The 12,612-nt window shown below is 51.3% G+C and carries 11 protein-coding genes; 7 read left to right on the top strand and 4 right to left on the bottom strand.

All coding sequences use genetic code 11. The annotated features are described in order from the left end of the window. Positions 1-64: 64 nt before the first annotated feature. Positions 65-2,362: a Tex family protein gene (locus P9J64_11915; GenBank protein ID MDG5469027.1), complete on the top strand. Its 2,298-nt coding sequence runs from the start codon at positions 65-67 to the stop codon at positions 2,360-2,362. Here P9J64_11915 and P9J64_11920 read toward each other — a convergent pair. Next, positions 2,359-3,129 carry a hypothetical protein gene (locus P9J64_11920; GenBank protein MDG5469028.1) on the bottom strand — a complete coding sequence of 257 codons (771 nt, stop codon included), beginning with the start codon at positions 3,127-3,129 and terminating at the stop codon, positions 2,359-2,361. The genes P9J64_11915 and P9J64_11920 overlap by 4 nt on opposite strands. 407 nt (positions 3,130-3,536) lie before the next feature. On the opposite strand from P9J64_11920, the gene P9J64_11925 reads away from it, so the two are divergent. Next, entirely contained in the window at positions 3,537-3,908 is a 372-nt protein-coding gene (locus P9J64_11925) for a response regulator (GenBank protein ID MDG5469029.1), read from the top strand. 273 nt (positions 3,909-4,181) lie between these two features. Here P9J64_11925 and P9J64_11930 read toward each other — a convergent pair whose 3' ends face one another. Next, positions 4,182-4,958 carry a stage II sporulation protein M gene (locus tag P9J64_11930; protein ID MDG5469030.1) on the bottom strand — a complete coding sequence of 259 codons (777 nt, stop codon included), beginning with the start codon at positions 4,956-4,958 and terminating at the stop codon, positions 4,182-4,184. 459 nt (positions 4,959-5,417) lie between these two features. On the opposite strand from P9J64_11930, the gene P9J64_11935 reads away from it, so the two are divergent. Beyond that, a complete protein-coding gene (locus P9J64_11935) occupies positions 5,418-6,740 on the top strand; it encodes an HD domain-containing protein (GenBank protein ID MDG5469031.1) in 1,323 nt (440 codons plus the stop codon). Between the two features lie 253 nt (positions 6,741-6,993). Here the strand turns inward: P9J64_11935 and P9J64_11940 are convergent, their stop codons facing one another. Then, a complete protein-coding gene (locus tag P9J64_11940; GenBank protein ID MDG5469032.1) occupies positions 6,994-7,185 on the bottom strand; it encodes a hypothetical protein in 192 nt (63 codons plus the stop codon). A gap of 116 nt (positions 7,186-7,301) precedes the next feature. Continuing rightward, entirely contained in the window at positions 7,302-8,135 is an 834-nt protein-coding gene (locus P9J64_11945) for a S1-like domain-containing RNA-binding protein (protein ID MDG5469033.1), read from the bottom strand. Positions 8,136-8,373: 238 nt separating this feature from the next. On the opposite strand from P9J64_11945, the gene P9J64_11950 reads away from it, so the two are divergent. The 4 genes from P9J64_11950 to P9J64_11965 all read left to right on the top strand — a co-directional run bounded on the left by P9J64_11950 (position 8,374) and on the right by P9J64_11965 (position 12,608). Continuing rightward, positions 8,374-10,251: an ATP-binding cassette domain-containing protein gene (locus P9J64_11950; GenBank protein ID MDG5469034.1), complete on the top strand. Its 1,878-nt coding sequence runs from the start codon at positions 8,374-8,376 to the stop codon at positions 10,249-10,251. Positions 10,252-10,363: 112 nt separating this feature from the next. Then, positions 10,364-11,374, top strand: a complete 1,011-nt coding sequence (locus P9J64_11955; protein MDG5469035.1) for a diguanylate cyclase — start codon at positions 10,364-10,366, stop codon at positions 11,372-11,374. Positions 11,375-11,385: 11 nt separating this feature from the next. Then, complete coding sequence (locus P9J64_11960; protein MDG5469036.1) at positions 11,386-12,384, top strand: tRNA-dihydrouridine synthase family protein; 999 nt, start codon at positions 11,386-11,388, stop codon at positions 12,382-12,384. Continuing rightward, positions 12,384-12,608 carry a DUF3820 family protein gene (locus tag P9J64_11965; GenBank protein MDG5469037.1) on the top strand — a complete coding sequence of 75 codons (225 nt, stop codon included), beginning with the start codon at positions 12,384-12,386 and terminating at the stop codon, positions 12,606-12,608. Before P9J64_11960 ends, P9J64_11965 begins: the two co-directional genes overlap by 1 nt. Positions 12,609-12,612: the final 4 nt, after the last annotated feature.

Raw genomic sequence — 12,612 nt, forward strand, 5'->3', positions numbered from 1 at the left:
ATGAAACGCTTGTGCTAGTATCGCACCCCCTGACAACAACCCCGAAACAAGGATCGACTCAACAATGAACACTGCAGGAATAATCGCAATCAATCAGATTCTGGTCGAAGAGACCGGGTTGCAACTAGCGCAAATCAAGCAGACCGTAGCGCTTCTCGAAGAGGGCGCGACCGTCCCCTTTATCGCCCGTTATCGTAAAGAAGCCACAGGGGAGCTCGATGAGGTTGAGATACGCCTGATCCAGGAACGCCTTGAATATCACACGGCCCTGAACGAGCGTCGACAGACCATTCTTAAGTCAATCGATGAGCAGGGCAAACTGACCCCTGAGCTACGCCAGAAGATTGAGCAGACCCGGCAAAAAACTGAACTGGAAGACCTCTACCTGCCCTTCAAACCGAAACGACGCACCAAGGCACTGATTGCCAAGGAGCGTGGGCTTGAACCCCTTGCAGGGCAGTTACTGGCGGCACGAGGCCAAGGGGCCTCTGCTGAAGAGTTGGCAAGGCCTTATCTCAATGCGGAACGGGAAATAACAACAACCGAAGAAGCCTTGACCGGTGCTGGCCATATTCTTGCTGAACAGTTCGCCGATGTTGCCGAGGCACGTGCGATTGTGCGCGACCTGACCTGGCAAAAAGGACTGTTTTCTTCTCAACCGGCACGGGGCAAAGAGGAGACGGTCAGCAAGTTTGAGATGTATTACGATTTCAGCGAACCGCTGCAACAGATACCATCACACCGGATGCTCGCCATGCGGCGAGGTGAAAAAGAAGACGTTTTACGTCTGCGCATCGAGGCGCCGGAAGAAGAGATTCTTGGCCGACTCTGCGTACTTTTCGTTCCTGCCGAAAGCCGTTTTAGCGAATTATTACGTGAGATCATCGTCGACGCCTACAAACGCCTGCTCACCCCTTCGATCGAAGTGGAATTGAGGTTACAGGCAAAAAAGGCTGCTGATGACGAGGCGATTCGTGTCTTTGCGGAGAACTTGCGGAACCTGCTTCTGGCCGCGCCGGCCGGCAGCTATAAACTCCTCGGTGTTGATCCGGGCTTGCGCACCGGCTCCAAGCTGGCTGTGGTCGATGCGACCGGCCGCTTTCTCGAGCATGTGACAATTTACCCCCACACCGGGGGAGGAGCCAAGATCGAGTCGGCCCGTCGTGAACTGCTGCGTCTGATTGAGAATCACAACGTTGAAATGATTGCTATCGGCAACGGCACCGCTGGGCGTGAGATGGATCAATTCATTCGCGCCGCCCTCAAAGAGGCCGGTTTAAAGCTGCAGGTTGTCATGGTCAGCGAAGCTGGCGCCAGCGTCTATTCGGCATCAGAGATCGCCCGCGAAGAATTTCCGGATCTCGACCTGACCGTTCGCGGGGCCATCTCCATTGCCCGCCGCCTTCAGGATCCCTTGGCCGAACTCGTCAAGGTCGACCCCAAAAGTATCGGCGTTGGTCAGTATCAGCACGATGTCAGCCAAACAGCCCTGAAGAAGTCCCTCGATGAGGTGGTTGAATCTTGCGTCAACTTTGTCGGTGTTGACCTGAACACGGCCAGCTGGGCGCTCTTGAGCTTTGTGTCGGGAATCAGCGATACTCTTGCCAAGGCGATCGTCAACCATCGTGATGCTGAAGGTGCTTTTGTCAGACGGGATCAACTCCTCCAGGTGTCGCGCTTTGGCAAGAAGGCCTATGAGCAGGCAGCAGGTTTTTTGAGGATCAGGAACGCCGTTCAGCCCCTCGACAACACGGCCGTCCATCCGGAACGCTACGGGGTGGTGGAGAAGATGGCCTCCGACCTCGGTGTGGCCATAGCAAAGTTGGTCACTGAACCGGCTTTACTCAACAACATCAAGCTGGAAACTTATGCCGGAGACGACATTGGACTGCCGACGTTGAATGACATTGTCTATGAGCTAAAAAAGCCAGGTCGGGATCCCCGGGAAAGTTTTGTTACGACAAGCTTTCGCGAAGATGTCATGGAGGTGAAAGACCTTAAAGAAGGGATGACACTTAACGGCATCGTGACCAATGTCGCAGCCTTTGGTGCCTTTGTCGATATTGGCGTCCACCAGGATGGCCTGGTCCATGTCAGCCAGCTTGCCGATCGCTTTGTTAAAGACCCGAACCAGGTGGTCAAGGTTGGTCAGCAGGTTCAGGTCAGGGTTCTGTCGATTGATCTGCAGCGCAAACGGATCGGCCTGACCATGCGCAAGGGTGAGTCAGAGAAGCCACCGCAGCAGAAAGAACGTGTCAAGCAAGCAAGATCCGAAAAAAAAGCCCCTGAGCCTTCAACGGCCATGGCCGAGGCCTTGTCAAAATCAGGTTTCCGGGTCAACAAGGGCAAAGGCCCCCGTTAAAGGCCTTTTAGCCGCATGCTCCGGGAGAGGATTTCGAAAGCCAGGTCGTGATCTACTTCAGGGTTGAGCGCCGGCCCTATCAGGCGAATCATAGCGGCTCGTTTGAGTAACCGATTGTCGAAGCGCGCCCCCGGAGCGAGACGCTTCAGTTCGTTCTTCAGGTGGTTAAAATTAAGCTCACGGGTAAACTGCATCGCCTCGCCCAGACCATCGTAGCTCATCACCGGGCGATCGAAGATAAACAGTGCACGATCATGCGTGTAGAGCCAGAGTGATTCGTCACGCTCTTCGACCGTCACGATTTTCTCTGTCTTGACTTGTTTGGTCATCGGCAACCCGCCGGCCAGAAGAGTCTTGCCAAGGCTGAACTTACGGCTAGTCTCGGTCCCCGTGGTCTGAATCTCACCGGCCTTACAGATGGCAACCAGCAACAGTTCGATCGTACCGTATTCAATCTCGCAACTTTCACCATCACGCGACTCTACCTTTAACGCCTCTTCTCCCAGAACAAAACGATAGACGTAGCAGGCTGACTGGTGTTTACGCACATCTTCCGTGTCGATCATGAACGCCGGCAGTTCTTCTTGAGTCAAACTGGCAACCAACGCACGGGCGTGATCTTCGTCTGCAAAAGTTGCAATCACAACCGGACTGCCACCAGAAAGTTTCTGACGGGCTTCGAATGCCACGGTTCCCAGTTTTTCAGCGACAACCATGGCAACAGCGCTCTCTTCCATCTTCCAATCATGTAGAACGACTAGATACAATGCGTACTCCAACGAGAAAACGGATAGTCCCAAGACCGGCAATAGAGTAATGATAACCTAAAGCGTTTAAATTTCTTAGCCCATTCTTTGCGTTTTTACTTTTCTGGTTATCTACTTCATTCCAGCAAACTGTTGCATAAACTTTCTGGTGACGTACTAAACAAAAACTTTAAACCGGAAAAGCAGACGGCCGGCCTTACGCAGAGGCGCAGAAATCGCGCAGGCAGGACTTCCACATCCTGGCTTTCCGGATTTTGTCTTACTCTGCAATCTCCGCGTCTCAAGTGAGCATAGCGACCGAGCGTGAGTCAAACTTACTTTTTGGCAAGACCTAACGCCTCAGTACCATTAATCCGTTTGCTTGATATAATAAACGTCTAGGCACACTTAACTTAAGAGAAACCATCATGAAAAGAATCCTGATCATCGATGACGATCGACTCTTTCTCGATCTACTCACAAGATACGTGCGAGAACGCTACCCGAACCTTGAGATCATAACCTGTGATGAACCGCACCAGGGTCTGGCACAAATTGATAAGGATCTCGATTTACTTCTTCTCGACCTTGAGATGCCCAAAATGGACGGCGGCAAACTGCTCTCCTACGCCATCGAAAAGGGCCTGGATAGCCGGCGCATTATAATCCTCTCGGGACGTGACGCAGACTACCTGCACGAACGTTTCGCCATGGGTGAATGTCTCGCGGTGCTGAACAAGAATGAGGCGCGGCAGAAGGTGGTGTTGGATATGATTTTTGGTGCGTTGCAGAAGAAATGAAGTAAAGGCTGTTACAGAGGCTCAGAGCTGGCAACCTTAAAAAGGCTCTTTGATCTACAACACTATGGCCACCAGGGGGGCGATCCCTGGTGGCCTTTTTTTATTTTTATTTTTCTGTTGACATACCTGACAAAATCAGTAATATATAAACACAGAACACAAGTTCTTCATGGTTCTACCTCCTAAGCAAAACCCATAAAACCCGTTGCCCCACAGCCCCTCCTAGCTGTGGGGCTTTTTTTGTTAAAACTCAGGGCTTATTAGAAAACTTTTTCAGCTACCGGCAATCATGGCGACCACCTGACGCGTTAAATAAGCTTCGGTCAGGCCGGCAATCAGAAGAAGATTGATGATCATCTTCAAATTCTGCTGAAACTTCTGCGACGCAAGCACATGATCAATACTTTGGAAAGACTCCAATGTGGATTCATTACCGAACACGACCGGACGAATGGTCTTCCAGATTCCGACTGGGAGGCTACAGGCGAGTAATATAGCTGCAATCTCAGGAATACCATGCGGTAAAACGTAGGCCAAGGCGACAGGCAGCGACGAACTAAACACATGGCCGATACCGATCCAAGCCCCGGCCATAAAACCTAGAGCAATTGTGGCGATGTAGGGGACAACCATCAAAAGGAACAAAGACAGACGCAGTTGAGGGGATGGGATGGGCGCAAAAGCCGGGATTTTCAGCAAGTATTCTGCAGAACGGTCTTTTTGCAGGTATCTGCGGAGTCGCAGGAACGACCGGTTCTGGTTGTGAGGATTGAGTAGTTGGGTCCAGTAGGCGAGGGCCACGATCGACAGAGCAACTGTGAGATTACAGAAAAACAACGTGAGCCATGCATCAACACCAAGGGCCATCCCCTGGCTCGTAATCATCGTACCGACATGTGGCAGACCAAACGTCGTCGCCTTCAGAAGGGTTACAGGTTCCACCTGAAACAGCCCGGCCACTAACATCGTGGAGAAATAACCGATCAAGGCCGCTATGACCAGATGACTTAGCAGCCATTTCCATGCACGAGCCACGTGAGAGGTTTGCATTGTAATCTCTCCGGAGGTCTTGAAGGAAATTGGTAAGCACATTTGCCCGACAAAAATACTCAGGTAATTACACTATAAGGTTTCTGTGGTGCATGTCAAACAGCAGATTTGAGCTAGGACAAAACTTTTTTGGAAATGAGTATAGATTCAAGAAATCAAAGAGGGCTTTCCAGAGCACCACAGGTCTAGTAGCTGAAACTTGATCTGACAGTCAGTGTCAGATTTAGTCGAACTGAAAAAGGCCTTGTCGACATTTTTAGAAGTCGGGGGGTGCAGTAATTTTGCATTTCAACAAATCTTAGCACACCAAAACAATGTGAGAGGATTTCTAGTAAAAGCCTCTAGAATGAATCAAGCTGTCTCCTCATTATAATTCATTCCTAAATATCAAGATATATAATAAAGTATAGAACAACTGCTCTTACCATGTAGAGCCAAATTCATTGACCGCGGATTACTATGGATCTTCAACAAGGACACGAAACAATAGGGCAACTGGTCGCTGCTTGGCAGAGCTTTCGCATGTACCCGGCCAAACACCCTGCTTGCGTTCAGAGGATAAAGAAGTGCTACGAACAACTGTCTATGCTGCTAATGCAGCAGCCCAAAATTTGTATTGGCATAACAGAAGAAACTCTTTTTGTAGATGATTACCTCTTCACCGACCCATACATTTCAGAGGCAGAAGCCATAGACATTCTGAATGACCTTGGACTCAAAGGTCTCGAAGTAGTACGTGGATTGACGCTTGAGGAATTGAATCTTTTTTTTGCTCTGAGCGTTTACTGTCTTAATTCAGACAAAAAGATTGAGAATGCTCACGATCTTAAAAAGCTGCACCATCTACGTATTATCACTTTACAGGAAGAAGATGAAAAACCGCGTGCTGTCTATAATGCCGCGATGCAAGCTGTTGACCAGGTTTTTAATGACATTAAGGGAGGACGTGTTCCTTCAACAGAAGGCCTTCGCAATGTTTCAAAAAGTATGGTTCAGTCAGTTCTGCGTGAGAAACATGCCTTGTTTGCTCTAGCCCAGATCAAGGACTATGACAATTACACATTCAACCATTCGGTAAATGTTGGCATTATTTCACTGACCGTTGGTCATGCCTGCAACATTGACCCAAAACAGCTCGCTCTATTGGCCTTCGGCGGCATGGTGCACGATATCGGCAAGCTGAAAATATCCTCGAAAATCCTTAACAAGCCAGGGAAGTTGACCAAGGAAGAATATGATTTGATGAAAAATCACCCTGTAGCTGGAATGGAATTGATCTCTAAGGTTGAGGGTATTCAGCAAGAAGTTATCGATATGGTGCATTATCACCATTTACACAACAAAGGCTTTGGTGGCTATCCCAGCCGTCCGCGAAGAAACCTTTCTCCTATGGTAGATATGGTCAAGATTGCAGATACCTATGATGCAATAACCACGCACCGGGTTTACAAGCGGTCAATACCGCCCCGAGAAGGTCTCCGGCAAATGAAAGCTGTCCGGGGCAACATTTTGAATCCAGAGTTTCTAGACTATTTTACTTTCCACCTTGGGGACTACCCTGTAGGTAGTCTTATTCGACTAAAAAATGGCGAAATCATGCTGGTCATCGGTTTCGGCGAATTAGGCAGCAGCCATTTAAGGTTGCGCCGATTAAGAACTGCGAATGGGAAGTCGGACCCCGGAAAAAACTTATCTGAACTACTGCCGACTGAACACGACTTGATAGTTGCTGACATTGATCCTACGACTCAGGGGATCGATACGTCAGTCTATTTCGATTAACCACTATTTACAGTAAACATTACCCCCGCCCTGATTCTCCGAGTAGGAGTATTCCTATGAGTATTACTGCAACTCTTTCTTACATTATCTAGGGATATTTAGTACGCGGAAGGCAAGCTAAAAACCAGACACTGTCTGTCAGATCAAGTCCCGATTACTAAACCAAAGGCATACCATCCTACTCTTTGCTGAAGCCAACAACGAAGAAGGGCAGCCGACAGGCTGCCCTTCATAACTTTTATATGGTCTGGTTTTAAAGCGCGCAGCTCATATCTTCGCCGCAACACATGGGCGACTTGATCTTACCATGGCCGTTGGGGCACTTGGAGATTTGAACGCTGTTGCCGTCACCCAGAACCAGAGAATCATTTTCAAGAGGAGCGTCGCATTTGGCGCAGGTAGCATTGACGCCCATTCCACACTTCGCACAGGTATAAGTTGCCATTTCATTTCTCCTTATGGTTGTTATGAATGAATTCGTTAGCCTCACCGGGTTACTCAAAAAAGGTACCCTAAATATCTACAATAGCGACAGGGGTCTGTCAAACACCTGGGGCAAATTCAGGAGTCATTTTTCAAACGAACACCATCGCCGGGAAGTTCGATCAATCCCTCTTTGTAAAGGTTGCCAACACCTTTCTTGAAAAGCTTCTTGCTCAAACCGAGCATCTCCTGAATATCTTCAGCCGGGCTCTTGTCGTGCAGGGGTAAAAAGCCATCATGGTCGATCAGGGCTTTCATGACTTTTCCGCGGGCATCGTCCCTGTCGCTTCGGGTTCCCATACTCAGGGTACAATCAACTTTGCCATCGGCACGAATCTGCCGGATATAGCCTTTCACCTGGTCTCCGTATTTCAGGCGACTACCAACCTCGTCGTTATAGAGCAAACCGGCAAAGCGATGATTGATAATCACTTTGGCTCCAATCTCGGTAAATCCCCAGACGATCAGGTCAACCTCCTGACCTTCGCCCAAAGTTTCATCAACAGCAGAGAGCCCTTTTTCGACACGCGCCGTACCGATCGGCCGCCCCTCGCGATCGAGACGCACCTTAACCAGGTAACGCCCTCCGGGTTTCATCTCTACCAACTGCTCTTTGACCGGCACCAGCAGATCTTTGAACAATCCCCAGTCCATGAAAGCACCATGAACATTGACCTGGCTTGCGCGCAGCAAGGCATACTCACCAACCTCGGCAAAGGGCTGGCGCAGGGTCGCGACAGGCTCCCCGGAAGTATCCGCATAAACAAAAACCAGGAGCGTATCGCCCTTCTTGATTTCTTCGTCAAGCTCCCGCTTTGGCAAGAGCGCTTCTTGCCGACCGGAACGTAACCAGGCGCCTTCTTCATCTATTCGTGACACTTCAAGTCGATTCATATGACCAAGGTCGAACATTGGGATTCTCCATTCTGATAAGTTTTTTTACCGGTTAAGTTTAACACCAAGCGGCTCGGGCGCAGGATAAAATCATCGGCCGAGCAAATTTTAAATATCTTCGTGCAGATTCACACTCGCAGACGTCCTTAAAGAGGACGGCTGTTACATGACAGAAAGTAAGAAGAAAACCATTTTCCTTTGCATGGCAACGTCACTCTGCCATAATCCCTCACGATTATCCGGGAAGAGAGTATTCATGGCATTTATTAATCTCCGCAACATCAGTCTGGCCTTCGGGGGCCCGAGTCTTTTCGAGGACGTCTCCCTGCGCATTTCCAAGGGCGAACGCATCTGTTTGCTCGGTCGCAACGGCACAGGCAAATCGACCCTGCTCAAAGTGATTTCCGGCGAGCTTCCACCTGATGATGGCGTCATAGATCGTCAACAGGGGCTGCGCGTCGCACGCCTCGAACAGGACGTGCCCCGCAACCTGCGGGGGACCATTTATGAAGCACTCGCCGGAGGACTTGGCCAGGCGGGCTCGCTGCTGAACCGTTACCACGAACTCAGCCTGCGTATGGAGCAGGGAGAGTCTGATCTGCACAAGGAACTCTCCGAGATTCAACATAAGCTGGAGAGTTGTGATGGCTGGGCTCTGCAGCAGCAGATTGAACAGGTTCTCTCCCGCCTCAAGCTCGAAGCCGATCTGCCGGTGCAGGGTCTCTCGGGAGGGATGATGCGACGGGTTCTTCTCGGACGGGCTCTTGCTGTTAATCCCGACATCCTGTTACTTGATGAGCCGACCAACCACCTGGACATCGAGTCGATTACCTGGCTTGAAGGATTCCTCAAACGCGAGAACCTCACCTTGGTCTTTGTCACTCACGACCGGGCCTTTTTACGTAATCTGGCAACCCGTATCGTCGAGATAGACCGTGGCCGCCTGTACGACTTCGCCTGCGATTACGACACCTTTCTGCTCCGCAAAGAAGAGCACCTTCACGCCGAGAGCCAGGAGAACGCCCGCTTTGACAAGAAGCTGGCGGAAGAGGAAGTCTGGATCCGTAAAGGGATCAAGGCACGACGCACCCGTAATGAGGGGCGGGTCCGCGAGTTGAAGAAGATGCGAGAAGAGCGCAGTCAAAGGCGCGCACGCCTCGGCACAGCCAACTTCAACCTGCAGGAAGCCGATCGCAGCGGAAAACTGGTCGCTAAAGTAAAAGGACTTTCCTTCGCCTATGGCGAGGCCCCCGTGGTCAAGGACTTTTCAACGACCGTCATTCGCGGTGACCGGATCGGCATCATCGGCCCCAACGGTGTGGGCAAAACCACCCTGCTCAAGTTGATTCTCGGCGAGTTGCAGCCGCAACAGGGTGAAGTCAAACTTGGCACAAACCTGCAGACAATTTATTTTGATCAACTGCGGGAGCAACTCAACCCGGAACTGACGGTACAGCAGAACCTCGCCGGCGAACAGGATACGGTGGTGGTTGGCGGCAAAGCCAGGCATGTCATCGGCTATCTGCAGGATTTTCTGTTCACACCTGACCGCATCCGTAGCCCGGTACGCATTCTTTCCGGTGGGGAACGCAACCGGCTTTTACTTGCCCGGCTTTTCACCCGGGAAGCTAACGTCCTGGTGCTTGACGAGCCCACCAATGACCTGGACCTGGAAACCCTCGACCTGCTGGAAGAGTTACTCGCCGACTTCAAGGGAACCCTGTTTCTGGTCAGTCATGACCGGGCATTCTTAAATCGGGTGGTCACCAGCACAATCGTCTTCGAAGACAACGGCCAGATAAACGAGTACGTCGGCGGCTACGATGAATGGTTGCGCCAAAAGGAAGAGACCGAAGAACCGCGGCCAGTGGTTGAGGCGACCAAGGAGAAGCCCAAAAAAGAACGCGCCCGCAAGCTGACGTTCAAAGAGAAGCATGAACTTGAAGAGTTACCGGTAAAGATAGACGCGCTAGAGACTGAAATCTCTGAACTCCATGAAAAAATGGCTGACTCCGATTTTTATCGCAACGCCGGAGAGCAGGTCGCTGAAACCACGGCACGATTGGAAAGACTCGAAACTGAGCTTGCTGAAACCTATGCCCGTTGGGAAGGACTCGACGCTTTGAATAATTGAGGTCACAGACAGGAGGACTTTCTCAGTTATCCAGGCCACAGCCTTTCACTTTTCGATCTTTACGTTATTCTATACAATAGGCAAACAGGTTGACCCTCTTTATGGTGGCAAAATGAGTATTCTGATTGTTGATGATTCTCTGGTTTCCCGTACCTTCATTAGCGATCTTCTCAACGAAGTCGGCTACACAGAGCTGATTCTCTGCGAGTCTATCGAGGATGCGTACAAAACCATCGGCTTTTACGATTCGGAGACAACCAGCACCGACCTCGACCTGATCCTGCTCGACATCAACCTGCCCGGCAAAAGCGGTATCGACGCCTGCCGGGAAATTTCTGATCATGAGCTTTTCTGCGACATTCCGATTATTGTTATCAGTGGCGCCGACCATCTTGACGGCTTGGAAGCAGCCTTTACAGCCGGCGCTTCAGACTACATCACCAAGCCTCCAAGCCATACCGAGCTCCTCGCCAGAATCCGCTCAGCCCTGCGTTTAAAAGCAGAGATGAATCAGCGCAAGGCTCGTGAAGAAGATCTGCTGGTTCTCAACGATCGCCTGGCCGAGATGAACCGGGAGCTGGAAAGACTTTCCACAACCGACAGCTTGACCGGCCTGGCCAATCGGCGCTCATTCAATGAATTTCTCTCCCGCGAATGGTTAAGAGAGCAGCGCGAGCAGCAACCTTTTTCCGTCATTATGATCGACATCGATCACTTCAAAAAATATAATGATCACTACGGCCACCTGGAGGGCGATGTCTGCCTGCAGAAGGTCGCATGGGCACTGCAGAGCGCCCTTTGTCGACCCGGTGATCTGCTTGCTCGCTACGGAGGTGAGGAGTTTGTCGCTATCCTGCCGCATACCGATCTGCAAGGGGCTGTGGAGCTGGCAGAGAATCTGCATGAGCGGATTCGGGAACTGGAACTTGTACACGAAGATTCACCGGTATCATCAAACGTGACTGTAAGCGCTGGCATCGCCAGTGTGATCCCCAATCAAGGCATCTCACCTTCCCAGGTGGTTGCCATGGCAGATAAAGCGCTCTACGCAGCCAAGCAGGCCGGCAGGAATCAAAGTGCCATAGCGACCCCCCCCTCAAGCGAAGCGCAATCACTGAATTAAGAGACCTGAAGATGCCCGTTGCACAACCTCTACCGAAGACAAAGCATGGCCTGCGTGCGTTGCCCTGGGATTCTGAAAAAAAGCCACTCATGCTCGCCCCATTGCAGGGTCTGACCAACCGCGCGACACGCTCTCTGTTTATTGACTGGGTTCGCCCCGACGTGGTTTTCACCGAGTTCATGCGTGTCAGCAGCGTCGGCCGTAAACATCTGTCCAAAAACGACCTGAAAGAAGCCGTCAGTACCACCGGAGGCGTGCCCTTGGTCGCACAGCTGGTCGGCAATAACAGCCAGGCCCTGGTGAAGGCGGCCGAGCACGCAGAAGCCGCCGGCGCCCTGCATATCAACCTGAACATGGGATGTCCCTACGGGCGCACGGCCAGCGGCGCAAGTGGTGGCGCCATGCTGCAGTATCCCGAGATTCTTGCCGAAATGCTGCCGGCTTTACGCCAGGCCATCTCCGGGACGTTCTCGATCAAGCTACGGGCGGGATACAAAGACCCCGAGGAGATTTTTGCCCTGCTGCCGTTGATTACTGCCGCCGAGGTCGATTTTCTAATCATACACCCACGCACAGTCACGCAAAAGTACGCGGGATCAGCAGACCACAGGATCACGCAACGGGTCGTAGGTGAGCTATCCATACCGGTTATCGCCAATGGTGATATCCGCACGGCAGAGCAGGGATTGCGCATACTTGAAGAGACCGGTGCCGCCGGGCTGATGCTCGGGCGGGGCGCGATTGCCGACCCGCTGCTCTTTGAACGCCTGCGCAAGCAAAACACCGAAGAGCCAACGGAAACAGAAACCGCCCTCATGTTGCATCGCTATCTGAAGGAGCTGCTCAGACTTTATAGTGATCTTTTCTGCGGTGAACGACAGATCCTCGACAAGGTAAAAAACGTCATGTCCTTCATTGACACCCCGGCCTTCTCGAAACGGATCACGAAGATGAAACGGGTTCACAACCTCGCCGACCTGGCAGCCCTGATCGAGGCACTTAAAAGATGATGAGCGAGAGCCCTGATTTTGATCACACGGAGTTACTCGAACTGGTGAAGGCGCGTATGCCGTTCGGCAAATACGAAGGGCGGCTGATCATCGATCTGCCGGAGGATTATCTGGTCTGGTTTGCCAGTAAAGGTTTTCCGCAAGGCCAGGTAGGCAGGAGGTTGCAGGCGGTCTACGAGTTTAAACTGAACGGTCTTGACGCACTTTTTGAGCCACTGCGCTAAAGAA

The organism is Deltaproteobacteria bacterium IMCC39524 (assembly GCA_029667085.1).
GTDB lineage: Bacteria > Desulfobacterota > Desulfuromonadia > Desulfuromonadales > BM103 > M0040.